The sequence below is a fragment of the Streptomyces sp. NPDC050164 genome, from assembly GCF_044459945.1.
In the GTDB taxonomy this organism is placed as follows: Bacteria; Actinomycetota; Actinomycetes; order Streptomycetales; family Streptomycetaceae; genus Streptomyces; species Streptomyces coeruleorubidus_A.
The window spans coordinates 80,856-104,973 of sequence record NZ_JBITJK010000026.1 but is presented as its reverse complement, the minus strand read 5'-3'; the positions used below and the strand labels follow the sequence as shown (position 1 = coordinate 104,973).

21 protein-coding genes are annotated in these 24,118 nt (G+C 72.3%); 8 read left to right on the top strand and 13 right to left on the bottom strand.

The window, feature by feature from the left end:
- Nucleotides 1–63: 63 nt before the first annotated feature.
- The 4 genes from ACIBNA_RS29280 to ACIBNA_RS29265 form a co-directional block, all read right to left on the bottom strand.
- The gene (locus tag ACIBNA_RS29280) at nt 64–864 is read right to left on the bottom strand and encodes a polysaccharide deacetylase family protein (RefSeq protein ID WP_399168179.1); all 801 of its coding nucleotides are present in this window, start codon (nt 862–864) and stop codon (nt 64–66) included.
- Nucleotides 857–1,891: a glycosyltransferase family 2 protein gene (locus ACIBNA_RS29275; protein WP_399168178.1), complete on the bottom strand. Its 1,035-nt coding sequence runs from the start codon at nt 1,889–1,891 to the stop codon at nt 857–859. Before ACIBNA_RS29275 ends, ACIBNA_RS29280 begins: the two co-directional genes overlap by 8 nt.
- Nucleotides 1,888–2,709 carry a glycosyltransferase family 2 protein gene (locus ACIBNA_RS29270; RefSeq protein ID WP_399168177.1) on the bottom strand — a complete coding sequence of 274 codons (822 nt, stop codon included), beginning with the start codon at nt 2,707–2,709 and terminating at the stop codon, nt 1,888–1,890. The genes ACIBNA_RS29275 and ACIBNA_RS29270 overlap by 4 nt, the downstream gene beginning before the upstream one ends.
- A gap of 483 nt (nt 2,710–3,192) precedes the next feature.
- Nucleotides 3,193–4,401: a S8 family peptidase gene (locus ACIBNA_RS29265; protein ID WP_399168176.1), complete on the bottom strand. Its 1,209-nt coding sequence runs from the start codon at nt 4,399–4,401 to the stop codon at nt 3,193–3,195.
- A gap of 336 nt (nt 4,402–4,737) precedes the next feature.
- Here ACIBNA_RS29265 and ACIBNA_RS29260 point away from each other — a divergent pair, with 336 nt between their 5' ends.
- Complete coding sequence (locus ACIBNA_RS29260; protein WP_399168175.1) at nt 4,738–5,544, top strand: SGNH/GDSL hydrolase family protein; 807 nt, start codon at nt 4,738–4,740, stop codon at nt 5,542–5,544.
- Between the two features lie 4 nt (nt 5,545–5,548).
- Here the strand turns inward: ACIBNA_RS29260 and ACIBNA_RS29255 are convergent, their stop codons facing one another.
- The 4 genes from ACIBNA_RS29255 to ACIBNA_RS29240 all read right to left on the bottom strand — a co-directional run bounded on the left by ACIBNA_RS29255 (nt 5,549) and on the right by ACIBNA_RS29240 (nt 12,361).
- The gene (locus ACIBNA_RS29255; protein WP_399168174.1) at nt 5,549–7,186 is read right to left on the bottom strand and encodes a serine/threonine-protein kinase; all 1,638 of its coding nucleotides are present in this window, start codon (nt 7,184–7,186) and stop codon (nt 5,549–5,551) included.
- Nucleotides 7,187–7,265: 79 nt separating this feature from the next.
- On the bottom strand, nt 7,266–8,867 hold the full coding sequence (locus tag ACIBNA_RS29250) for a nickel transporter (RefSeq protein WP_399168173.1): 1,602 nt from the start codon (nt 8,865–8,867) through the stop codon (nt 7,266–7,268).
- The gene (locus tag ACIBNA_RS29245) at nt 8,864–10,723 is read right to left on the bottom strand and encodes a tetratricopeptide repeat protein (protein ID WP_399168172.1); all 1,860 of its coding nucleotides are present in this window, start codon (nt 10,721–10,723) and stop codon (nt 8,864–8,866) included. Before ACIBNA_RS29245 ends, ACIBNA_RS29250 begins: the two co-directional genes overlap by 4 nt.
- A gap of 105 nt (nt 10,724–10,828) precedes the next feature.
- The gene (locus ACIBNA_RS29240; protein WP_399168170.1) at nt 10,829–12,361 is read right to left on the bottom strand and encodes a DUF4331 domain-containing protein; all 1,533 of its coding nucleotides are present in this window, start codon (nt 12,359–12,361) and stop codon (nt 10,829–10,831) included.
- 227 nt (nt 12,362–12,588) lie between these two features.
- Between ACIBNA_RS29240 and ACIBNA_RS29235 the strand changes: the two genes are divergently transcribed.
- The 3 genes from ACIBNA_RS29235 to ACIBNA_RS29225 all read left to right on the top strand — a co-directional run bounded on the left by ACIBNA_RS29235 (nt 12,589) and on the right by ACIBNA_RS29225 (nt 14,339).
- Nucleotides 12,589–13,131 (top strand): sigma-70 family RNA polymerase sigma factor, encoded by a 543-nt coding sequence (locus ACIBNA_RS29235; RefSeq protein ID WP_167407442.1) that lies wholly within the window; start codon nt 12,589–12,591, stop codon nt 13,129–13,131.
- The gene (locus tag ACIBNA_RS29230) at nt 13,128–13,946 is read left to right on the top strand and encodes an anti-sigma factor domain-containing protein (RefSeq protein ID WP_399168169.1); all 819 of its coding nucleotides are present in this window, start codon (nt 13,128–13,130) and stop codon (nt 13,944–13,946) included. The genes ACIBNA_RS29235 and ACIBNA_RS29230 overlap by 4 nt, the downstream gene beginning before the upstream one ends.
- 126 nt (nt 13,947–14,072) lie before the next feature.
- Nucleotides 14,073–14,339: a hypothetical protein gene (locus tag ACIBNA_RS29225; protein ID WP_086841716.1), complete on the top strand. Its 267-nt coding sequence runs from the start codon at nt 14,073–14,075 to the stop codon at nt 14,337–14,339.
- Nucleotides 14,340–14,521: 182 nt separating this feature from the next.
- On the opposite strand, the gene ACIBNA_RS29220 is transcribed toward ACIBNA_RS29225, so the two are convergent.
- Both ACIBNA_RS29220 and ACIBNA_RS29215 read right to left on the bottom strand, forming a co-directional pair.
- Complete coding sequence (locus tag ACIBNA_RS29220) at nt 14,522–15,304, bottom strand: ABC transporter permease (protein ID WP_274815236.1); 783 nt, start codon at nt 15,302–15,304, stop codon at nt 14,522–14,524.
- Nucleotides 15,301–16,263: an ATP-binding cassette domain-containing protein gene (locus tag ACIBNA_RS29215; RefSeq protein WP_399168168.1), complete on the bottom strand. Its 963-nt coding sequence runs from the start codon at nt 16,261–16,263 to the stop codon at nt 15,301–15,303. Before ACIBNA_RS29215 ends, ACIBNA_RS29220 begins: the two co-directional genes overlap by 4 nt.
- 63 nt (nt 16,264–16,326) lie before the next feature.
- Here ACIBNA_RS29215 and ACIBNA_RS29210 point away from each other — a divergent pair, with 63 nt between their 5' ends.
- Entirely contained in the window at nt 16,327–17,043 is a 717-nt protein-coding gene (locus tag ACIBNA_RS29210) for a TetR/AcrR family transcriptional regulator (protein ID WP_399168167.1), read from the top strand.
- On the opposite strand, the gene ACIBNA_RS29205 is transcribed toward ACIBNA_RS29210, so the two are convergent.
- The 3 genes from ACIBNA_RS29205 to hmgA are packed head-to-tail and all read right to left on the bottom strand — an operon-like array spanning nt 17,040 to nt 20,352.
- Nucleotides 17,040–18,197 carry a type ISP restriction/modification enzyme gene (locus tag ACIBNA_RS29205; RefSeq protein ID WP_399168166.1) on the bottom strand — a complete coding sequence of 386 codons (1,158 nt, stop codon included), beginning with the start codon at nt 18,195–18,197 and terminating at the stop codon, nt 17,040–17,042. The genes ACIBNA_RS29210 and ACIBNA_RS29205 overlap by 4 nt on opposite strands.
- A 26-nt stretch (nt 18,198–18,223) precedes the next feature.
- Nucleotides 18,224–18,973, bottom strand: coding sequence for a GntR family transcriptional regulator (locus tag ACIBNA_RS29200; protein ID WP_399168165.1), 750 nt, complete (start codon nt 18,971–18,973; stop codon nt 18,224–18,226).
- Between the two features lie 26 nt (nt 18,974–18,999).
- The gene (hmgA, locus tag ACIBNA_RS29195; RefSeq protein WP_399168164.1) at nt 19,000–20,352 is read right to left on the bottom strand and encodes a homogentisate 1,2-dioxygenase; all 1,353 of its coding nucleotides are present in this window, start codon (nt 20,350–20,352) and stop codon (nt 19,000–19,002) included.
- A gap of 161 nt (nt 20,353–20,513) precedes the next feature.
- Between hmgA and ACIBNA_RS29190 the strand changes: the two genes are divergently transcribed.
- The 3 genes from ACIBNA_RS29190 (at nt 20,514) to ACIBNA_RS29180 (ending at nt 24,100) form a co-directional block, all read left to right on the top strand.
- Entirely contained in the window at nt 20,514–21,125 is a 612-nt protein-coding gene (locus ACIBNA_RS29190; protein ID WP_399168163.1) for a hypothetical protein, read from the top strand.
- Nucleotides 21,122–21,739, top strand: a complete 618-nt coding sequence (locus ACIBNA_RS29185; RefSeq protein WP_399168162.1) for a TetR family transcriptional regulator — start codon at nt 21,122–21,124, stop codon at nt 21,737–21,739. Before ACIBNA_RS29190 ends, ACIBNA_RS29185 begins: the two co-directional genes overlap by 4 nt.
- A 93-nt stretch (nt 21,740–21,832) precedes the next feature.
- Nucleotides 21,833–24,100: a molybdopterin oxidoreductase family protein gene (locus ACIBNA_RS29180; RefSeq protein ID WP_399168161.1), complete on the top strand. Its 2,268-nt coding sequence runs from the start codon at nt 21,833–21,835 to the stop codon at nt 24,098–24,100.
- Nucleotides 24,101–24,118 lie beyond the last annotated feature (18 nt).

Sequence of the window (24,118 nt, the reverse complement as noted above, 5' to 3'; positions counted from 1 at the left end):
CCGGCACGAGGGCGCCGCGTGCACGCGGTTTCCCGGTGCACGCGGCGTGTTCCCAGGTGCTGGTCAGGCCCCGAGGCGGGAGGCCAGCCGGCGTGCCTGGCGTGTCCTGCGGACCATGGCGTACCCCTTGGTCAGGGCACGGTCCCGGGCGAACGTACGGGCGATCGCGCGGCCTTCGACCATCCGCTCGAACTCGTCGGTGCCCGTGCTGCGGCGCACCGTCACGCGCCGCAGGGCGTACGGCCCTTGCGCACGGCGCGCGAGGCCGTTGCCGACGGCGAGTGCCTGGGCGTAGCCCGTCTCGTGCACCGCCTGCCGGACCCGGCGGCTGGAGTAGCCGTAGGGATAGGCGAACGAGGCCGGTACGGTGCCCAGTTGGTCCGCGACGATCTCCTTGCAGTGGATCAGCTCGAACCGCAGTGTGGCCTCGGAGACCTGGTCGAGCTGCGGATGGCTGTGGCTGTGTCCGCCGATCTCGACGCCCGCCGCCGCGAGCTCGCGGACCTGCTCCCAGTCCAGCATGGTGTCCAGGCCGCCGCCGGTGTCGTACGGCCCCTGGATCCACCCGGTCGAGACGAACAGGGTGGCCGGGAAGCCGTGCTTGGCGAGGGCGGGCAGGGCGTGCCGGTGCACGCCCTCGTAGCCGTCGTCGAAGGTGATGAGGACCGGTCGCTCGGGCAGCGCGCGGCCGGAGCGCCAGCACGCCGCCAGCTCGGCGGTGGTGAGGGGGCTGAGACCCCGGTCCGCGAGCACCGCCATCTGCCCGGCGAACGCCTCCGGGGTGACGGACAGGGCGCGGGTAGCGTCGTTCGGATCGGTCGCGACCGCGTGGTACATGAGGATCGGTACGCGTGCGTCACTCACGGAGCACCGCCCCCTCCGCCCCGGGCACGGACAACTCGGGCACCGAGAACGTGGTCCCGCCCCGGCGCGCCCGGACGCTGCCGACGACGTATCCGCCCGCTGCCGTCAGCACCCCGGCGACGATCGCCCCCGCCCGCCCGGCACCGCCCGGCCGGGCCAGCAGGGCGTCCCGTAGCCCCCGGGCCACCCCGGCCGGCAGGACCCGGGTGGCGTACCGGCGTTCGGACTCCAGCCCTTTGTCGGCGCCGACACTCCGGGCGACCAGGGCCTTGGACAGGCCCTCGGCGTACGTGCGCGTGCGGAAGTAGCGGAAGTGCTCGCGGGCCTCGGGCACCCGGTGGTGGATCACCGCCCGGTCGTCGATCAGCAGCACCGCGTCCGGCCGGGCCCGGCTGAGACGGATGCACAGTTCCGTCTCCTCGCAGCCCAGCGGGCGTTTGTCGCCGTCCCGGCCGATGCCGGTGGCGAAACCGCCCGCCGCGTCGAAGGCGCTGCGGCGGAACGAGGCGTTGCCGCCGAGCACGTTGCGCACCCGGACCCGGCCGGGCGGCAGGCCGCGGTAGGTGCAGCCCACCACCCAGTCGAACTCCTCGGGGAACCAGCCGGGCCGCCGCCCCGACGCCCAGACCGGCTCGGTGCGCCCGCCGACCGCCATCACGCGCGGGTCGGCGTACGCCTCGGCGAAGTGCAGCAGCCAGTCGCGCTCGGCCACGGCGTCGTCGTCGAGGAAGGCGACGACCTCGCCGCGCGCGGCGGCGATGCCGGTGTTGCGGCCGGCGGACAGGCCGCGGGGGCCCGCGTTGGCGAGCACCCGCACCACTGCGCCGCCGGAGGTCTCCTGGTCCTCCTGGTAATCCTTGTACTCCTTGGCCAGCCGCTCCCGGAGCGTGTCGTTGTGGTCGACGACCAGCAGTGTCTCCAGGGCGGGCCGTGACTGCGCCCGCACCGAGGAGACCGCCGCGAGGATGTCCTCCCAGCGGTCCTCGGTGTACGCGCAGATCACGACGGAGATGCCGGGACCGCTCAAGACACCTCTCCCCGGACCGAGTCGAGCATCGGCGACTGGGGCGAACGGCGGCGCAGCGCCCGGCGGTTGGAGCGCTCCTGGAGGATCACCCTGAGCACGCGCAGCCCGTCGCGCACGGCCCGCAGGTTGCTGGTGCCGTGGATGCGCAGGTACTCGTGGCTCGGGATCTCCTGCACCTTGAGCCCGGCCTTGACGACCCGGATGTTCATCAGGGTCTCGACCTCGAAGCCGGTGCAGTCGAGGTCGATCTTGTCGAGGCAGTGCCGCCAGAACGCGTTGTAGCCGTAGCACAGGTCGGTGTAGCGGGCGCCGAACTTGCGGTTGACGACCGTGCACAGGGCCCAGTTGCCGAGCTTGCGGATGAAGGTCATGTCGTCCGTGCCGCCGCCGTTGGCGAAGCGGGAACCCTTGGCGAAGTCCGCGCCGGAGACCAGCGCGGAGACGTACGACACGATCTCGTTGCCGTCCGCCGAGCCGTCCGCGTCGACCATCACGATGATGTCGCCGGTGCACGCCTGGAACCCGGTGATCAGGGCGTCACCCTTGCCCTTGCCGCGCTGCTCGACGACCTTGACGTCGGGCCACAGCTCGCGGGCCACCTGGACGGTGTCGTCGGTGGAGTTGCCGTCGACCAGGACCACTTCGTGGATCCAGTCGGGCAGGGTCTTGAAGACGTACGGAAGGTTCTCCGCCTCGTTCATGGCCGGGATGACCACGCTCACCGGCGGCGCGATGGCCAGGTGAGAGGAGACGGGCCGGTACTTCCCGGCGGTCGGCGGATACTGCTCCGCCGCGGCCGGCTGCAGAACTGAGCTCATGAGTCTGGTCCCTCTCGTCCGGTGGACCGCCCCCCCAGGGCAGTCCGGCTCCAGTCCGGTTCGAAAGGGGGGTTCTCACCCGTGGCACGCCGAGATGGAGCTTCGGGCACGCCGGGTGAGCTGGCAAAGCTGGCCGACGGCGAAAAACGGCAGCCGACCGCGCGGCACGGCTCGAAGACAGTTGCGGTCACCGAGCACGGCACCCCCCTACCGCGCCCCGCGTCGGTTCGTCGCGGTCCTTGAGCCCTCCCCTAGAGCCGCGTACTGACGGACCGATGCGGGTGAGATGTACGACGGTATTGACGATTGAACCCGTATGGCAAGACCTGGAACGGCCCCTCACGTTTTTGTTGGTTTGGTCGTTGCGGGATGCGTTTCGTGGGGCGCAAGTTGAAAGGTTCCGGTGACGGAAACAACCGTTCCCCGCCAGGCGTGTCGAGCCTGGCGGGGAACGGTTGTTCAGGTGCTGGTAGTCCGTGCCGGTTACGGAACGAGCTTCAGCAGCCGGTTCGGAGAGCCCGAACCCGCGCTGGTGACCTTGCCGGTGGTGGCGCCGCCGACCAGGGCCGAGGCGACCTGGGCCGGGGTGGAGGAGGTGTGGCCCGCCAGGTAGACCGCCGCGGCGCCCGCGACGTGCGGGGCCGCCATCGAGGTGCCGGAGATGGTGTTGGTCGCGGTGTCGCTGGTGTGCCAGCCGGCCGTGATGGAGGAGCCGGGCGCGAAGATGTCCAGGGCCGAGCCGTAGTTGGAGTAGCTCGCCTTGGCGTCGGTGCGGGTGGTGGCGCCGACCGTGATCGCCTCGGCGACCCGGGCCGGGGAGGACGAGGAGGCGGTGGTGCTGCTGTTGCCCGCGGCGACGGCATAGGTGACGCCGCTGGCTATGGAGTTGCGGACCGCCGTGTCCAGTGCGGCGGAGGCGCCGCCGCCGAGCGACATGTTGGCGACCGAGGGGCCGGAGTGGTTCTTCGTCACCCAGTCGACGCCCGCGATCACACCGGCCGTGGTGCCGGAGCCGCTGTTGTTCAGCACCCGCACCCCGACGATTTTCGCCTTCTTGGCGACGCCGTAGGTCGAGCCCGCGATCGTGGTGGCCACATGGGTGCCGTGGCCGTTGCCGTCGGAGGCGTTGTTGTCGCCGTCGACGGCGTCGTAACCGTGCGCGGCACGGCCGCTGATCTGCTGGTGGGTGATGCGCACACCGGTGTCGATCACGTAGACCGTCACGCCGGTGCCCGCGCTGTCCGGGTAGGTGTAGGTGCCGGAGAGCGGGAGCGAGGTCTGGTCGATGCGGTCCAGGCCCCAGGGAGCATTGGTCTGGGTGGCGGACAGCTGGACGCGCTGGTTCTGCTCGACCGAGGCCACCGCCGGGTCGGCGGCGAGGCGCCTGGCCTCGGTGGCGGAGAGGGTGGCGGAGTAGCCGTTCAGCGCCTTGCCGAACGTCTTGCGCACGGACCCGCCGTACTCCTCGACGAGATCCTTGCCCGCGGCCGAGGACGCCTTCAGGCCCGCGCTCTTCTTGAGCGTGACGATGTAGCTGTCCTTGATCGCGGCCGGGGAGTCCGCGGCGAGCACCCGCCCCTCGGCGGGAGCGGCGGCCTGGGCGGGGAGGGCGGTGAGGCCGCCCACGAGGGCGGCGGTCGCCGACAGGGTGATCGCGGCGAACCCGAGTCTCTTGCTACGCAGTTGTGCCATTACGAGGGAGTCCTCCTCTAGGCGGCGCGCGCCTGGGTGGGGCGCGCGTCATGTGGGGGATGTGCGCGTGCTCGCGCACACGGCCGGGAGCGTCGCGTTCCACCCTCGGCCGGAGTAAAGCGTCGACCAACTACCGGTGTAGAACAAGAGAGTTGAGCACTAGTCAACAAATCTGTCATGGGCACGTAACAAGAGGTGCCCGGTACGTAACACGGCGTGAGGTGAACGCGCCGTGCGCGTCCTGGAAAGGGCCGAAAAGGCTTGGCATGGACACTTCCTGTCAATGCGCGTAGCTGCTACGACGGTTGTGGCAGAGATCCTGCTAAGGGAGGTTCCATGAGACGTTCCCGACTTGTCGTCTTCGTGAGCTCGCTCCTCCTCGCCGCCGGCACCGCCCTCACCGGGGCAGCCACGGCGCAGGCGTCCTCACTCGCCGCAACTGGCGGCTATGCAGCGCTCGGTGACTCCTACTCCTCCGGAGTGGGTGCCGGCAGCTACATCGGCTCCAGCGGCGACTGCAAGCGCAGCACGAAGGCCTACCCCTACCTCTGGGCCACCGCCCACTCACCCTCGACCTTCGACTTCACGGCCTGCTCCGGCGCCCGAACGGGTGATGTTCTGTCCGGACAGCTCGGCCCGCTCAGCAGCGCCACCGGCCTCGTCTCCATCACCGTCGGCGGCAACGACGCCGGATTCGCCGACGTCATGACGACCTGTGTGACCCAGTCCGACAGCGCCTGCATCTCCCGCATCAACACCGCGCGGGCGTACGTCGACTCCACGCTGCCCGGCAAGCTCGACAGCGTGTACTCGGCGATCCGCTCCAAGGCACCCAACGCCCACGTCGTCGTGCTCGGCTACCCCCGCTTCTACAAGCTCGACACCACCTGCCTCGGCCTCTCCGAGGCCAAGCGCAAGGCCATCAACGACGCCTCCGACCACCTCAACACCGCCATCGCCAAGCGCGCCGCCAACCACGGCTTCACCTTCGGCGACGTACGACCGGCCTTCACCGGCCACGAGATCTGCTCCGGCAACTCCTGGCTGCACAGCGTCAACTGGCTCAACATCGGCGAGTCGTACCACCCGAAGGCACCCGGCCAGTCGGGCGGCTATCTGCCCGTGCTCAACGCCAACGACTGACTGCTCAACCGGAGTCCGTGTCCGACTCCGTGTCAGACCCCCCGTCCGAACCCGTGTCCGAAGGAGAAGGGGAGGCCCCGCCCGTCGGGGTCTCCGTCTCGCACGTGATCGAGAACGGCACCGACTCGGACGTCGTCCGCACCGGCTCCCGCACCTCGACACCGATCTCGTTCTCGAACGTCCCGCTCTCCGCGTCCGTCGTCACGGTCACCGCGTCCTGCTTCGTACGGCCGCCGCCCTCCGGGAACGACAGCGTCTTCCAGCCCCCGTCGAGCACCGAGCCGTCCTGCGTCACCCAGCGGTAGCGCACCTCGGCCGGCAGCCGCCCCACCGTGAACGTCGCCGTGAACCTCGGCGCCTCGGCGCTCGGCGGCGGACACGGGCCCGAGTAGTCCGTGCGCGTGCCGTCCAGGCCGACCCGCACCGACTGCGGCGGCGGACTGCTCTCCTCGCTCTCGCTCGGCGTCGGCGTCGGCGAAGGACTGGACTTCCCGCTCCCGGTGTTCCGCGGCGGATCCTTGGTCTCGGCGGGTGTACTCGCCCCGGCGCCCCGGTTGCCGTTCCCGTCGCCGCCCTCGCGGTTCAGCAGCGCGTACGTCAGCCCGCCCACCGCGAGCGCCAGCGCGACCACGCCCGCGACCAGCACCCGGCCGGCCCGGCGGTCGCGGTCCTGACCGGCCGCCGTCGTCGTAGCACCGGAACCGGACGCCGCCGACTGACCCGGGAAGGGCATCGGGGGCGTGGGAGAGGGCTCGTGACGGGCCGCCACCGTCGGCGGATACGGCACCGCCCGTACGGTGCCCGCGTGCGGCGAGCCGCCCGCGGCGATGACCCGCATGTCCTGCTCGGCCCGCTCGGCCGGCAGCCGCTGCGCGGGATCCTTGCGCAGCAGCCCCTCGATGACCGGGGCGAGCGGACCGGCCCGGTGCGGCGGCGGCAGCTCCTCGTCGACGATCGCGCGCAGCGTGCTCAGCGGGGTGTCATGACGGAACGGGGAGTGGCCCTCGACCGCCGCGTACAGCAGCACACCGAGTGACCACAGGTCGGACTCCGGGCCAGGCGTGCGGCCGAGCGCCCGCTCCGGGGCGAGGAACTCGGGCGAGCCGATGACCTCCCCGGTCATGGTCAGAGCGGAGCTGCCCTCGACCATGGCGATCCCGAAGTCGGTGAGCACGATCCGGCCGTCGTTCGCGATCAGCACATTGGCCGGTTTCACATCCCGGTGCAGCACCCCGGCCTCGTGCGCCGCCCGCAGCGCGGCCAGCACCTCGGCGCCGATGTGCGCGGCACGCTGCGGCTGCATCGGGCCCTCGGCGTCCAGGACCTCGGCCAGGGAGAGCCCGCGGACCAGTTCCATGACGATCCACGGCCGGCCGCCGTCCGTCGCCACGTCGTACACCGTCACCACGTTCCGGTTGGCGACCCGGGCCGCCGCCCACGCCTCCCGCTCCAGCCGGGCGTACATCCGCTGCACGTCGTCGCCCCCCAGTCCGGCCGGGGCGCGCACCTCCTTGACGGCGACCTCGCGGTGCAGCACCTCGTCGCGGGCGCGCCACACCGTCCCCATACCGCCCTCGCCGAGCGGTGCCAGGAGCCGGTAGCGGCCCGCGATCACACGCTCATGACCCGGTTCTTCGGACACGGCGCCCCCATTCGCAGCCGGGCGAAATCTCCACGAGGTCTGTTTTCCCCATGACGTCGGATTTCCTCACGAACGTAACTCAGCCCAGCGCGGATGCCGCCCCCTTGAACACCAGTCCGGCTCCGAGTACCACCACGGCGAAGGCCGAGCCGAGCGGCGCGGTCCGGCGCACCAGGGCCGCCATCGGGCCCGCCGTCCAGCGGGGACGGCGGTCCAGGAGCCGGGTCATGCCGCTGCCCGCCTTGACGACGGCGTACCCGGCGGCCGTGAGGGTGAGCGCGAGCCCGACGCCGTACGCGACGACCAGCAGCAGACCGAACCAGGCCTGCCCGAGGGCCGCGGCACCGACGAGCACCACCACGGCGGACGGGCTGGGCACGAGCCCGCCCGCGAAACCCATGAGGATCGTGCCGCGGAGGGTGGGGGCGACGGGGTGGGAGTGGGTGAATCCGCCGTGGGTGTGCTCGACCGTGTGGGGGTGGGAGTGGGGGCGGGTGTGGTCGTGCGGGTGGTCGTGGTGGCGGTGGTCGTGGTCGTGGTCGTGGTCGTGATGGTGATCGTGCGCGTGGGTGTGGCCGTGGCTCTCGTCGTCGTGGGTGTGGGTGTGGCCTCCGGGGCCGTGGTGGTGGGGGTGCGCGCGGTTGCGCAGGGCCCGGCGGACCAGGCTCGCGCCCGCCAGGGTCACCAGGATGCCGCTGGCGACGCCGAGCCAGGCGATCACCGAGGGGGCCGCCGCCGAACCGGCCGTGACCAGGAGGCCCAGGGCGACCACGCCCAGGGTGTGGGTGACCGTCACCGAGGCGGCCATGGGCAGGACGTCCTTCATCCGGGCCTGGCCGCCCCGGGCCGCCGCCGTCGCGGCCATGATGGTCTTGCCGTGGCCCGGGGCGAGCGCGTGCATCGCGCCGAGGACGACGGCGATGAGCAGGGCCAGCGCGGCGAAGCCCGCGGTGAGGTCGTGCCGGGCGACCAGGTCGTCCAGGGCCCGCGTCCAGCGGTCGGCGCCGCGCGGCAGCACGGAGGCGGCGGGGGCGTCCGACTCCTCCTCGGCCAGGGCCGCACCGCCGGGGCGCACGCGCAGGGCGGCGGCCGCGGTGTCGGCCGGGGAGGAGAGCAACTCCTCGGGATAGCGGGTCAGTTCGGCCGATATCGACTTCTCCGGTACGTCCGACTCGGAGAGCGTCATACGGTCGCCCCGCGCCGTGATCTCCCGCCAGCCCGGGCCGGAGGAGGCGCCCGCGCCACGGAAGCCGAGGGACACGGTCTCCTCGTCCGACGTGCCGGACGGCAGGGGAGCGGTCAGCTCGCACTCCACACGGAGGGTGTCGAGCCCCGCCTGCCCGGGCCGCACGCGCGCGTGGCTGCGCTCGGTGGTGAGCGGGGTGCCGCGGCCGTCGACGGTGAGCCTGCTGTCCGCGGCGGCCGCGGCGCACCGCTCGCGGGCCCACAGGGTGATGCCCAGCCGCTCGATGTCGGGTCCCGCCTGGGTCGCCGGGATCTCGGCGAGGTCCTCGACGTGGTGGACCCGGAGTTGGCCGGGGGCGGCGACCAGACCGTCGTAGCGGTTGACGGTGAAGTTGCCCAGCGGGTGGGCGCTCGCCGCGCCGGCGGGCAGCAGGGTGAGCGCGCAGGCGGCCGTGAAGACGGCGGCGCCGGACGCGAACAGGCGGCGCGGGGTCACCGGGTCCCCTCCAGGTCCTTGAGCGCGGTGCGGGCCTCGCGGGCGCCGAGCGGCGAGAAGCCGGGGTTCAGGTCGAGCGCGGCCTTCAGGTGGGCGCGGGCCTCGCGGTCGTTCCCGGTGGCGCGTTCGATGATGCCGCGGTGGTAGAGGAAGCCGGCGTTGCGGTAGCCGGTGGCGGTGGCGCGGCGGGCGTAGGGCAGGGCCTCCTCGTCACGGCCGTTGACGTGCAGGGCCCAGGCGAGGGCGTCGGCGGTGTGCACGCTGTGCCGGCGGTTCCACTCGGCGCGGGCGGCGCGCAGGGCCTCCTTCTTGTCGCCGTGGTCGGCAGCGGCCATGGCCGAGTCGAGGTCGGCGTTGACACCGCCCGCGCGGGCGAGGGACGTCCAGGCGTCGACGAGGGCGTACTGGTCGCCGGCCTTCGCCCGGTCGCCGTCGGCACCGCGGTCCTCGTACAGCTCGCCGAGGGCGACGAGCGGGCCGGGCAGCGGGAAGCGGGCGACGACCTGTTCCAGTGCCTCGACGGCGGCCGTCCGCTCGCCGTTCGCGGCCTGGGCGCGGGCGCGGCCCTCCAGGGCGGGGAGGTAGTCCTCGTCGGCGGCGAGGGCACGGGCGTAGTGGCCGAGGGCCGTCTTGTACTCGCCCTGGTTCCAGGCGAGCTGGCCGAGGGAGGTGGCGACGTACGCGATGTCGGCGGGCGAGTCGGCGGCCTCCAGTGCGCGCTCCAGCACGTCACGCGCCGCACGGACGTCGCCGCGCAGCTCCTTCACGTACGCGTACCGCGTGAACACGGGCACCCCGGGCCGCCTGTCGTCGGCGGTGCCGGCGGCCTCGGCGGCGTCCTCGTACCGGCCGAGTTCGACGAGGGCGTCGATACGCGTGCACAAGGCGCGTTCGTTGTAGGGGTTGTGCTTCAAGGCCCGGTCGGCTTCCTTCAGCGCGCCGGTGAAGTCGTGCCGGGCGGCGGCGAGGGCGGCACGGCCGGCGAGGGCCTGGTCGTTGCCGGGGTCCAGCTCCAGGGACCGCTTCAGCGCGCGCTCGGCCTGCGGATAGCGCGAGGGGTCGCCGTTCGTCCGGGCCTGTTCGACGTAGGCGATCCCGAGGGTGGCCCAGCTGCCGAAGTCCCTGGGCTGGGTGCGAAGATGCCGCTGCAGGGACCCGATCCCCGAGTCGAGATCCCCCCGGGCCAGCACGCCGGCTGCCGGCGCACCGGCGGACACGGCCTCGACACCGGCCCCCGCACGGCCGCCCCCCGTACCCCCGAAGGCGATGGCCCCACCGGTCAGCGCGACGGCCAACAGCGCGGCACAGCCTGCCAGATGAGCAGCCCGCCAACGCCGCCCGCCATCAGCGGCCCGCCGCACGGCGGCCACGCGTTCGTCGACGCCGGCGTCGTTCTCGGGGTCGGCGTGGGAGCGGGGCGCGCTTTCGGCGCCGGTGTTGTCCTCGTGCCCGGAAGGAGGGCCAAGGCTGCGCCCGTCAGGTTTGCCTTCGGCGGCGGGTTCGGTCTCGGCGCCGGGATGGTCGTGGGTGCCGGGCGTGCTCTCGGCACCGGGGCCGGTGCCGTGCGCGGCGCGAGCCTTCATGCCGGGGGAGGACGCACCTGCCGTGCCCACCGCCCCAGGGACCGGGTCGGTGTCGTGCCCGCCCCCTGTCCCGCCGGCTGGCTCCGGGCGCGGCCCGTCGCCCGCTTCGGCAGCCGAGCCCTCATCCTGCCCCGCCTCCACCCCGGCGTCACCGCCCGTGCCGGCTCGCCCCTGCCCCCGCAGCACCGACGGCTCTGAGTCGGTCTCCTGGCCGGGGTGCGGCTGGTCGTCGTCGCGCCTCTCCGGTGCGCTGTCCGTCGTACGCGGAGGCATGACCTCTCCTCGGTCGGGTGTGCTGATGCTGGGGTGGGCGGCGCGGCCCGTGCCGTGGGGGACGGTGGGGAAACGGGCCGCGCCTGTCGGTGGGAGCGGAGCGGGTCAGTACGCCCGGTTCCGCATGCGGCGCCACCACATGAGGGCCGCGCCGATCAGGACGATGCCGCCCGCCCCGGCCCCGGCCGACGCGGCGATCAGGCGCATGTCGTCCGAGCCCTGGGCGCCGGCCGGCCGGAGCGCGTCGCCGAGCTGGTTGCGGACGTCGTTGCCGCCCTCCACGCCCTTGGCGAGCGGCCCGCGCGACCCCTCCGTCGGCAGGGCGACGTACGGGAAGGCCCTCTCGAAGTCCTTGTCGTTCTTGTCGACCGCGTCGCCCAGGTCGTTCTTCGCGCCCAGCAGCTCGCCCTCGACGACCTGGAGGGAGGCGTCGATCACGTCGTCCGTCAGCCGCCGGCCGTTCGGGAAGCCCGCGTTGTCACCGTCCAGGACACCCAGCCGCTTGGGCTCGGCGGCCGGCTTGATCGAGGTGTTGAGACGCAGCTGCTCCGACGGCGTCACGTGCGGCGGCTGGTTGAGGTCCTTGACGCCCTTGAGGAACACGTCGACCAGGTCGTTGCGCGGCTCGTCGGGCGCCGGGATCTTGTAGATCGCCTCGATGAGCTTGGGCAGCTCCGGGTTGGTGACGTTCTGAAGGAACTGGGCGTCGTCCCGCGGCGCGGACGCGTTGAACTTGTCCTTGTCCTTCAGCGGGTTGACGACCTCGTTGACCAGCGGGTTGCCGAGGCGCGAGACCTGCGCGAAGTAGCCCTGGGCGTTCTTGCGCTGCGTCGTCGACCAGATGCCGACGACCGGCTGGTCGTGCGACTGGGTGATGAAGCTGTTGGGGACCTGGAGGGCGACCGTGTTGACGTTGTAGCCCTTGAGCGTGTCGTTGCCGACCTCGGAGAGGTTCCCGCCGTACAGCAGGTCGAAGACCCTGAGGTCCAGGAAGAACGGGTCGTCGGCCTGCCCGGCGAACGTCTGGGCGCCCCCGGCGAGCTTGTGGATCGCCTGCTTGCGCAGGGTGTTGTAGTCCGGCATCGACGCCTTGCCGACGTTCGACGGCGCCACCGGCACGTCGTCGGCGACCTTGGTCTTCGACACCGCCTTCAGATCGCGCAGTTTGATCAGTTCGAGGTCGTACGTCTGCGTGATGTTGAGGTCGGGGTCGTCGAGGCTCTCGACCGGACCCGTGTTGTACAGGAACGTCTTGTCGTTCTTCGTGTGCGTCTTGAACGTGTACCGGAACAGCAGGTCTTCCTGCGCGTCACCGTCGCTGTCGATGCGCAGGTCGTACTGGGCGTCCTCGGCGAACGTGAAGAAGTTCGGCCCGCCGGCGGGTTCCTCGAAGGGGATCCAGTTCGCGACGATGGTCGTCGTGTCCGGCTTGTCCGGGCTGACGAACGCGTACACGTCGGTGTTGTCGTACTGCGGGGTCCCCGAGATCAGCGGGGCCTCGCGGTGACTGGAGGCGGAGGCCGCCTCAGGTTCCAGCGCGGTCACACCGGCGGCTGCGAGCCCGCCGGCGGCCAGCGCACCACAGATCGCGGTCGCGATGCTCCTGCGTCCCGCACCGGTCCTGGAGAAAGGTGTCATGCCGTCCGTCCTCAGTGCCAACTTGCCTGACACACGCCATTCGGAGCGGTCGGCGAAGCGGATTGGTCGAATCTCAAACGTTCTTACGGCCCGTCGGGAAAGTTGTTTCATCGCCGGGCGACCCGCGTTTTCGGCGCGCTGATCCGTAACCCCATCCGGAGGTGTGTGCGTTGCGAATGCCTCGTGTGAGGGGACAGGCCCCATGCGGCCTGGGAGAGGGGGACCGAGTGGAGGCGGACGAGCTGCTGCTGCTCGTGGCGGGCGGCGACCAGAAGGCCTTCGAGGATCTGTACGGGCTGGTGTCCGGCCCGGTGTTCGGGCTCGTACGGCGAGTGGTGCGCGACCCCGCCCAGTCGGAGGAGGTGGCTCAGGAGGTGTTGCTCGAACTGTGGCGCTCGGCCGCGAAGTTCGACCCGGGCCGGGGCAGCGCGATGTCGTGGATCCTCACCCTCGCCCACCGCCGTGCCGTCGACCGGGTGCGCAGCGCCCGCGCGGCCGGCGAGCGTGAGCAGCGGGAGGCCTGGCGCGCCCACCACCCGGCCTTCGACCAGGTCACCGAGGAGGTCGAGGCGGGACTCGAACGCGAGTGGGTACGCGTCTGCCTGGACCGCCTCACCGACCTCCAGCGCCAGTCCGTCACCCTCGCCTACTACGAGGGCTACACCTACCGTGAGGTGGCCGAGCGGCTCTCCCTGCCGCTGGGCACCGTCAAGACGCGGATGCGCGACGGGCTGACCCGGATGCGCGAATGCCTGGGAGGCGTGGCATGAGTCTCTTCCGCCGCGAGGACCTGCACTCGCTCGCCGCGCCCTACGCGCTCGACGCCCTGGAACCCCCGGAGCGGGTCCGCTTCGAGAAGCACCTCAGGGACTGCGTCCGCTGCGCCGCCGAGGTGCGCGCCCTGTCCGAGGACGCCGTCCGGCTCGCCTGGTCCAGCGCCGCCCCGGCCCCCGCCGCCCTGCGCGACCGGGTCATGGCCGCCGTACGGACGACTCCGCAAGACCCGGCGCCGCAGGACACGGCACGCGAGCCGGCCCGCGTGCGTGCGCCGCAGCTGCCGCCGCACGTGTGGGGCACCCAGCCGCCGCCGCGGCAGCGACAGCGGCGCCGGATCCCGCTGTTCGTGCCCTTCGCCACGGCCACCGCCGCCGCGGCCCTCGTCGTTGCCTCGTTGTTCGCGGTGCAGGCGAACCGGACCCAGGACCAGCTGACCGCCGAGCGGGACCGGTCACGTGAGATCGCCCACGTTCTCGCGGCTGGGGACGCCCGTGCGAGCAGCGGCCGGGACGGGCGGGGCAGAACCATCGCAGTGATCGCTTCCGCCTCGCAGGCGAGCGCGGTGGTCACCCTCGGCGGATACGGTGCCCCGTCGGGCGGCCGAGTGCACCAGTTGTGGCTCATGCGCCCGGGCGCGCAACCACGCTCCCTGGGCCTCTTCGAGGGCGACACGCCCCTGGTCGCGACGGATCTCGGCACCTCCGCGACGTCACTGGCCGTAACCGTCGAGCCCGACGGCGGATCGCCGCAGCCCACCACCCAGCCAATCGTCCAACTCGCCCTGAAATCTGTTGGATTCGGAGAGTAATCGGACATACATCGTCAACCCCCTTGTGGGGAAGGTGAATCCTGTGACCGCGATACACGAGTGCCCGGACGGGGCGATAGGGTTAACCTGCCCGGGCCGGGTGGACTCGTACGGGTGGGGAGTGACATGGAACAGATAACAGTGCGCAGCAGGGCGAGGGTCCCTGCGATCACCTGCGGGAGCAGCGCGACCAGTTCGCGCCTCGACCGCCACCTCTCGGTGCTGGGTGGTCCTGCCGTCCCGCAGCGGGAGACGGTCGAGGCGACCTCGCTGATGCGCGAACTGACCGCGCGTCAACCGCAGGACCGCAGTGGCAGGGGAGCGCGCGTGCGCCGCGTCTCGCTCTTCGCACCGCTGCGTCGGCTGCGCCGCTCGCTGTTCGGCGGCAAGTAGGGGCCCGCGCTCGGGCGGTCACACCGCTCCTGGCGTAACGCTGCGCACTCGTCGTCCGTCATCCCCACGGCACGCAGCAGCGCCAGGTGTGTACCCGAGCGCGGCCCGCCCCCAGTCGGTGCCTCATCCCCGCCCGGCAGTGACCGGGGGCGTCGTCCGGCTCCGGTGTTCCGGCCGCCCCTTCACCGTTCCCCGTGCGCGTACTGACGCACGGCCAGCGGCACGAACACCCCGAGCAGCACGGCGCACCACAGCAGCGACCCCGCGACGGGGTGGGCCACCGGCCAGGCCGCTCCGTCGGGTACAGGGGCGTTGCCGAACAAGTCCCGCAGGGCCGTCGCCACCGCGCTGATCGGATTCCACTCGGCGGCCGTGCGCAGCCACCCCGGCAGTCCGCTCGTCGGAATGTACGCGCTGGACAGCAGCGGCAGCAGGAAGGTCGCCCCGCCCAGCTGACCGGCCGCCTCCTCGTTCCGGGTGAGCAGGCCGAGGTAGATCCCGGCCCAGGTGCAGGCGAAGCGGAACAGCATCAGCAGCCCGACGGCCCCCGCCGCTGCGAGCGGGCCGCCCTCGACCCGCCAGCCCACCGCGAGCCCCACCAGCAGGAACGGCACCGTCCCGACGGCAGTGACCACCACGTCCGCGGCGGCCTGCCCCAGGGGTACGGCCGCCCGGCTCATCGGCAGCGTACGGAAGCGGTTCGTCACGCCCCGGTGCGTGTCCTGGGCCGCCTGGAACATGCCGGTCATGATCCCGCCCGCGGCGGTCGCCACCAGCAGGCCCGGCACGAGGAACGCCCGGTACGCCTCGCCCGGCATCGCCAGTGCGCTGCCGAAGACGTAGCCGAAGAACAGCAGCATGCTGATCGGCATCGTCTGGGTGAGGATCAGCAGCCCCGGGTTGTTCCGCATCCGCAGCAGCTGGCGGCCCAGCATCGCGGTCCCGTCGTACGCCAGCATGCTCATGCGGCACGCTCCTTCTCGCCGGTCGTGGTCGTGGTGCCCGTGAGGCGCAGGAAGACGTCGTCGAGGGTCGGTGGCCGCAGGCTCACGTCGAGCAGCGGCACGCCCGCCGAGTCCAGCGTGCGAACGAGCAGGGGGAGGGTGAGCGTCGGGTCCTTGGCGACCGCGCCGACGGCGTTCCGCTCGTGGTCGAACGACGGCTGCGCGCCGGTGAGCCGGTCGAGGACGGCCGCCGCCTTCGTGAGCGCGTCCGCGTCCGTCACGACGACCTCGGCGTGCGCCCCGACGAGCGCCTTGAGCTGCGCCGGCGACCCGGTGTGCGCGACCCGGCCCCGGTCCACCAGGGCGATGTCGTCGGCGAGTTGGTCGGCCTCCTGAAGGTACTGGGTGGTGAGGAGCACGGTCGTGCCCTCGGCGGTCAGGTCGCGCACCGCGTCCCAGATGACGTTGCGGCTGGCCGGGTCGAGGCCGGTCGTCGGCTCGTCCAGGAACAGCACCTCGGGGCGGCGGATCAGGCTCGCCGCCAGGTCCAGCCGGCGCCGCATGCCGCCGGAGTAGGTGGAGGCGGGCCGGTCGGCGGCCTCGCCCAGCCCGAAGCGGTCGAGGAGCTCCGCGGTCCGGCCGGCAGGGCCGCGCACCCGGTGCAGCCTGCCGAACAGCAGCAGGTTCTGACGTCCGGTGAGATCCCCGTCGATCGACGTGTCCTGCCCGGTGACACCGATCCGGCGCCGTACGGCGGCGGCCTCCCGGGTGAGGTCGTGCCCGGCGACCCGTGCGGAGCCCGCGTCCGGCCGCAGCAGCGTGGTCAGCAGCCGTACGGCCGTGGTCTTGCCCGCCCCGTTCGGCCCGAGGACCCCGCACACCGTCCCCTCGGCCACCGCGAGATCCAGCCCGCGCAGGGCACAGACCTTCCCGAACCGCTTCTCCAGACCCTCACTAAGTACAGCGTACGTAGAAGTCATGTCATGACCATAGCGCACTACGTACGGTGTACGTAACTAGGATGGAGGCCGAGGTGATGACCGATGGCGGGCCGAGCGGCCGTACCCGAAGTGATCTGGGCGCGCCCCGAGCGCACCGGCCGTGGGCCGAAACCGGCGTTCACCCGCGCCGACATCGCGGCGGCGGCGGTGCGGATCGCCGACGCGGAGGGGCTGGACGCGGTGTCCATGCGGCATGTCGCGGCGGAACTGGGCTGCGGCACGATGTCGCTGTACAACTACGTCCCCCGCAAGGAGGACCTGTACGAGCTGATGGTGGACGCCGTCGGTGCCGAGCACGAGTTGTTCGAGCCCACGGGCGACTGGCGCGCCGACATGCTCCGCAACGCGCAGGAGACCCGGGCCATCATGTACCGCCACACCTGGGTGCCGCGTGCGATGTCAGGGTTGTTCGGCTTCAGCCCCAACACCCTGCGCTACCTGGAGCACTGCCTGGCCTGCCTGGAACCGCTCGACGCTCCGGCCGGCACCAAGACGGAGCTGATCGCACTGCTCAACGGGGTCGTGACGACGTACACCGCGAACGACATCGCGACCGTCGAGCGCACCCGCTCCATGCCGTGGTCCGAGGAGGAGGAGAACGCGGTCCGGATGGCCTATCTGGGCAGCCAGGTGGCCACCGGCGCGTATCCGCGACTGGCCGCGGCCTTCATGGAGCAGAGCGGGCCGGTCGATCTGGAAGCGGTGTTCAGACGGGCCCTCGAACGCGTACTGGACGCCTACGATCCCGACCTGCGCTAGAGCAGCGCGAGTTGCCCCTCCGGGCCCTCCTCGGGGTCGCCCAGCACCGAGGCCGGGCGGCGGGCCGACGCCGGTACCGGCAGGACGCCGGCCTCGCGCAGCTCGGTCGTCGTGATCGGGTCGGGGATCGTCGGCTCCTCCAGCGGGCGCAGTTCGGCCAGCAGGGCCAGGACCGTGATCAGTTCCAGCAGCTCCGACGTCCAGGTCTGGGGCCATGTGGCGGGGCGGATCGCCGCGAGTGTGCCCGGCTCGGCCTCGGTGACGCGCGCCGTGAACCACTGCTCCAGGACGCGCACCCCGCCCACCTCGAAGTCCCATGCCTCCGGCGGCACCGGGGAGATGCGGCCCTCGTCCAGGAGGAGAGCTTCCTCCTCCCTGTCGTAGCGCAGGGTCAGGGGGCGGGAGGGCAGCGGGGCGCGGACGTAGGGGCGGCGGCCGCCGGGGAGCTTGGGGCGTTCGCCGTCGCGGCGCATCAGCCACAGCAGCCGGTGGCCCAGCTCCAGGCCTCGCGCCCAGGCGTCGGCGTCCCCGGTGAGCGGGACGGAGAGGTCCGGGCGGGCCGTCGCCGTGATCCAGGCCAGTACGTCCAGCGGTGTGGGGGCGCCGCCCAGGCGAGTGGCCAGGTGGGCGAGCAGGCCGGGGGCCAGGTTCGGCTCCTGCCCGCCTGGTCGCCGGAACAGCGGGCGGATCCGGCCGGGGCGGAGCAGCGGGAGCAGGGAGGTGACGAGCAGGCGCGGGGCGCGGGCCTCGGGCGCCTCCAGCACGAAGACCTGCCGTTCGTCCGCCACCCGCCACAGTTCCGGGCGGGCCGCGTCGATGAGCCGCTGGTCGGGGATCAGCCACTGCTCGTCGAAGGGGGCGTACAGCACGCGCACCGGCTCCGGGCACGGCCCCGAGGCGCGCGCCAGCTTCTGGGTGCCGCTGCCGGCCCGGCCGGGCAACTGGCCGACCGCCGTGTGCGGCGTGCGTGAGCGGGTCGGCTCGAACAGGGTCTCGCGGTCGGGTCCTTCGGCCTTCATCAGGGCGTCCCAGCGGGCCTTCAGGGACACCGCGTCGGGGCCCGCCGGCCACCCCCGGCCGAGCCGCGGCGGTGCGACGGACCACGGCATGAGGTCCGCCAGCAGCGGAGCGTCGTCGTGCGTCACGCAGGGCATCGTACGGCGTGGCTCCGACACACGGGTCAGGTCGCGTCCAGGGTCACCGTGAAGGAGAAGCGGTCCCCCCGGTACTGGATGACGGCCACGTCCGCAGGCCGCCCGCCGGCGTCGTACGTGACGCCCGTGTAGTGCAGGATCGGGCTGAGCAGCGGCACTTGGAGCAGTTTCGCGGTCTCCGGGTCGGCCAGGCGGGCCTCCACCGTGTCCGTGATGCGGCTGATGTCCGCTCCGACGGCATCCCGCAGCACTTTGGTCATGGGCCACCGGACCAGGTCGTCCAGGTCGATGCGCGCGGCCAGTTCGGGACGCACGTAGTTGCGGGCGTGGTTGGTCGGCTCACCGGTCTTCTCGTCGCTGCGCAGCCGGTGGTACGTCGCCACCTCGGACAGATCCGGGAAGAACTCGGCGAGTTCGGCCGGCACCGGGGTGGTGCCGTGGTCCAGCAGTTCGGCCGTCATGCCGGACTGCTGGGCCACGATCGCGTCCACCGAGCCGAGCAGACGGACCGGCGAACCCCGGCGCGCATGCGGCTCGATGAACGTGCCGCGCCGTCGGTGGCGCGAGATGAGCCCCTCGTCCTCCAGCTCCTTCAGCGCCTGCCGCATGGTCAGCACGCTCACGCCGTAGTGCCCGGCCAGCTGCTCCTCGGTGGGCAGGCGCAGCGGGTCCTGGGGCGAGCGGCCGAGGATCGAGGCACGCAGCGACTGCGACACCTGATACCAGAGCGGCAGCTTGCGGTTCAGGACGATCGAGTCCGGGGCGAAGGAGGTCACGGGCCATCCGTACCGGTCGGGGCTGTTCAGTGCAAGGGACGGAAGTGCCGCTCCAGGCCCTGCCAGACGTCGTCGTAGCGCTGCTGGAGGTGTTCGGCGCGGGCCGCCTGCGGTGTGAGGGCGATCGGCCAGCGCGTCTCGAACATGAACGCCAGGCCGTCGTCGATCTTCTGCGGCCTCAGCTCGGCGGCGCTCGCCCGGTCGAAGGTCTCCCGGTCCGGGCCGTGCGCCGACATCATGTTGTGCAGCGAGCCGCCGCCCGGCACAAACCCTTCCGCTTTCGCGTCGTACGCGCCCTCGATCAGGCCCATGTACTCGGTCATCACGTTCCGGTGGAAGTACGGCGGCCGGAACGTGTCCTCGCCCACCAGCCAGCGCGGGGCGAACACCACGAAGTCGACCCCGGCCAGACCCGGGGTGTCCGACGGGGACGTCAGCACCGTGAAGATCGACGGGTCCGGGTGGTCGTACGTGATGGTGCCGAGCACATTGAAACGGCGCAGGTCGTATGCGTACGGCACATGGTTGCCGTGCCAGGCGACGACGTCGAGCGGGGAGTGGTCGTAGGTGGCCGTCCACAGGTTGCCGCAGAACTTGTTCACCACCTCCACCGGGCCCTCGACGTCCTCGTACGCGGCGACCGGGGCGCAAAAGTCCCGGGGGTTGGCGAGGCCGTTCGCGCCGATCGGGCCGAGGTCGGGCAGGCGGAAGGGCGCACCGTAGTTCTCGCACACATAGCCGCGGGCGGACCCGTCCAGCAACTCCACACGGAAGCGGACCCCACGCGGGACGAGCGCCACATGGCCCGGCTCCACATGGAGCAGACCGAACTCCGTGCGCAGCAGCAGCCCGCCGCGCTCCGGGACGATCAGCAGCTCGCCGTCGGCGTCGCTGAACACCCGGTCCATCGAGGCGTTGGCGGTGTAGAGGTGGACGGCGATGCCGGTGCGCTGGGTGGCGTCGCCATTGCCGCCCAGGGTCCACAGGCCGGCCAGGAAGTCGGTCTCGGGCGCCGGGTCGGGGAGCGGGCCCCAGCGCCGGCGGTTGGGGTCGGGCACGGTCTGGGTGAAGGGGGCGGTGCGGATCGAGCCGTTGTGGGTGCGGGTGAACGCCGGGTGCGCGGCCGACGGTCGGATCCGGTACAGCCACGAGCGGCGGTTGTGGGCCCGGGGCTCGGTGAAGGCCGTACCGCTCAGTTGTTCCGCGTACAGCCCGAGCGGGGCCCGCTGGGGCGAGTTGCGGCCCTGAGGCAGTGCGCCCGGGACGGCCTGAGAGCTGTGCTCGTTGCCGAAGCCGGAGAGATAGGTCAGCCCTTCGGCGGTCTTCCGCGCTCCCCCACGCTCGAACCCGCTCGCGCGGGAGGTACCCCCATCGCCCATGATCGCTGCTCCCTTGCATCCGATTCCTATGCAGTACCGTAGGATTGCGTTTTCCCCAGCGCAAGGGAGACACGTGCTCCGCGCGCCCTCCTTCCGGCGGATGACCGGAACCCGACTCCAGGACGATCCGCGGTACCGGACGCGCGTTCTACGCTCCCGGCATGTCGTGTACACGGGGACCTCTGGCCGTGCTCGTGGTCTGTGTCCTCCTCCTGGCCGGATCCGCGGGCTGCGGCTCCGGTGCCGAGCGGGAGCGGGGCGGCGGGGTGTCGCCCACACCGATGGGCAGGCTGCTGGAGGACCGGGACGACGAGGGGCGGCCCTACCGGGAGGTGGGGCAGGAGAGCGCCCCAGGCGTCGGCGTCGAGGTGCAGCCCGGCGCGGCCGACGGCTGGGACGTGCGCCTGACCCTGCGGAACTTCCGTTTCTCGCCCGCCTCCGAGTCCGCCGGGGCGGTGGCCGGACGCGGCCTCGCGCACCTCTATGTGGACGGCCGCCTCGTCGCCCGGCTCCGCGCCCCCGGTTACCGCCTCGCCGGCCGGCTCGTACCGCGCGGCACGCACCAGGTGACGGCCCGCCTCTACGCCGACGACGGCACCGTATGGGTGGTGGACGGCGAACCCGTGGAGAGCACGGCCGACATCACCGCGTCGGAGCCGGGCCCGGCCACGACGCCGAGCGCGAACGCCCGGCGCAAGGCGCGGGCCCGTGCAACGCCCCGGTCACCTACCGGGGGGCGAGGTTCACCGGACCGCGCCGGAAAGGCATCATGAAGCCCGTGCCCCACGCGACATCGCTCCGTCGTGCGCCCGTGCAGCGGCGCAGTGCCGAACGCCTGACCAGGATCCTCGACGCCTGCGCCGACCTCCTCGACGAGGTCGGCTACGACGCCCTGAGCACCCGTGCCGTCGCCGAGCGGGCCGGAGTGCCCATCGGCTCGGTCTACCGCTTCTTCGGCAACAAGCGCCAGATGGTCGACGCGCTGGCCCAGCGCAACCTCGAGCGCTACTCGGAGCGGATCACCCAGCGCCTGCGGGAGGCGGATGACGGGGGCTGGCGCGAGGCCATGGACGCCGTGCTCGACGAGTACCTGGAGATGAAGCGCACCGCGCCCGGCTTCTCCCTCGTCGACTTCGGCAACCAGATCCCGGTCGGCGCCCGCCAGGCCGAACCCAACCACCGCGTCGCCGACCGCCTCACCGAGCTCCTCTCCGGCTACCTCGACCGCGAGCCGGACGACGATCTGCGCCGGGTGTTCCTCATCGCCGTCGAAACCGCCGACACCCTCGTTCATCTGGCCTTCCGCGTCGCACCCGAGGGGGACCGGAAGATCATCGAGGAGGCTCGGGAGATGCTGCGGGCCTATCTGGCCCGGGTACTCGACTGACTCACCCCCGGCGAGGCCTCCCCACCGTGCATACCGGTCGGTATGCTCGGGCGGGTCCGTGCGTCACCGTAGCCGCCGCCCCCGGGAGGACCCGTGTCCCGCACCGCCCTGCGAATCTGCCCCCTGTGCGAGGCCACCTGCGGCCTGACCCTCACCGTCGAGGGGACGCGCGTCACCCACGCCCGCGGTGACCGCGACGACGTGTTCAGCAAGGGGTTCATCTGCCCCAAGGGCGCCTCCTTCGGGGCCGTCGACGCCGACCCCGACCGGCTGCGCACCCCGCTCGTGCGCAGGGACGGCGAGCTGCGCGAGGCCACCTGGGAGGAGGCCTTCGACGCGGTCGCCGCCGGCATCCGGCCCGTCGTGGAGCGGTACGGCCCGAACTCCGTCGGCGTCGTCCTCGGCAACCCCAACGTGCACACCATGGCCGGCGCCCTCTACCCGCCGGTGCTGCTCGCCGGGCTCGGCACCCGCAGCGTCTTCACCGCCTCCACGGTCGACCAGATGCCCAAGCACGTCTCCAGCGGACTGCTCTACGGCGACGCGAACGCCATCCCCGTGCCCGACCTGGACCACACCGACCACCTGCTCCTGATCGGCGCCAACCCGCTGGAGTCCAACGGCAGTCTGTGCACGGCCCCCGACTTCCCCGGCAAGCTCAAGGCGCTCAAGGCGCGCGGCGGCACGCTCGTCGTGATCGACCCGCGGCGCACCCGCACCGCGAAGCTCGCCGACCGGCACATCGCCGTGCGGCCCGGCACCGACGCGCTGCTGCTGGCGGCGATGGCCCAGGTGCTCTTCGACGAGGGTCTCACCGAACCGATCCCGCACGTGCAGGGCGTCGAGGAAGTGGCCGACGCCCTGCGGGAGTTCACCCCCGAAGCCGTCGCCGCCGCCTGCGATGTCGAGGCCGACGTCATCCGCGCCCTCGCCCGCGAACTCGCCGCCGCCCCGACCGCCGCCGTCTACGGCCGCATCGGAAGCTGCACCGTCCCGCACGGCACCCTGGCCAGCTGGCTCGTCGACGTCCTGAACATCCTCACCGGCAACCTCGACCGGCCCGGCGGCGCGCTCTTCCCGCAGGCCGCCACCGACAAGACCCCGCGCCCCGCCGGACCCGGCCGCGGCTTCGCCCTCGGGCGCTGGCACTCCCGCGTGAGCCGGCACCCGGAGGCCAAGGGCGAACTGCCCCTCTCCGCCCTCGCGGAGGAGATCGACACCGCCACCGAGGAGGGCGAGCCGGTGCGCGCGCTCCTCGCCGTCGCCGCCAACCCCGTGCTCTCCGCACCCGACGGCGACCGGCTCGACAAGGCGCTCGACTCGCTCGACTTCATGGTCAGCGTCGACCCGTACCTCAACGAGACCTCACGCCACGCCGATGTCGTCCTCCCCCCGCCCCCGCCCTCCCAGAGCCCGCACCACGACTTCGCCTTCAACACCCTCGCCGTCCGCAACCAGGTGCGCTACACCCGCCCCGCGATCCCGCTGGAGCCGGGCCGGATGGCCGAGACGGAGATCCTTGCCCGGCTGATCCTCGCAGTGACCGGCATGCATGGAACCGATCCCGCCGCCGTCGACCAGATGGTCATCGACCAGACCCTGGGCAAGGCCGTCGAGGCACCGCACTCGCCCGTGCACGGCCGTGACCCCCGCGAGCTCGCCGCGCAGCTCACCGGCGACACCGGCCCCGAGCGACGGCTGGACATGATGCTGCGCCTCGGCCCCTACGGCGACGGCTTCGGCGTACGACCCGACGGACTGACCCTGGAGAAGCTGCTCGCGCACCCGCACGGCATCGACCTCGGCCCGCTGCGCCCCCGGCTCCCGCAGCCGCTGAAGACCAGGAGCGGCAAGGTGGAGCTGCTGCCGCAGCCGATCGCGGACGACCTGCCCCGCCTGAAGCGCGCCCTGGCCGAACGCCCCGACGGACTCGTCCTGGTCGGCCGCCGTCACCTCCGCTCGAACAACAGCTGGATGCACAACGTGCCCGCCCTCACCGGCGGCTCCAACCGCTGCACCCTGCACATCCACCCCGAGGACGCCGAGCGGCTGGGCGTGCGCGACGGGGCGCCGGTGCGTGTGAAGGGCGCCGGGGGAGCGGTGAGCGCACCGGCCGAGGTCACGGACGAGGTGCGCCGGGGTGTGGTGAGCCTGCCGCACGGCTGGGGCCACGACCGCCCCGGCACCCGCCTCAGCCACGCCGCGACCGACCCCGGCGTCAACGTCAACCAGCTCCTCGACGGCCGTCTGCTCGACCCGCTGTCGGGCAACGCGGTCCTCAACGGAGTGCCCGTCGAGATCGCCCCCGAGACGGCCCCCGGATGCGCATCCGTGACCGAAAAGCTCATGCCTCTGACCTGAGCAAAGCTGTGACCAGCA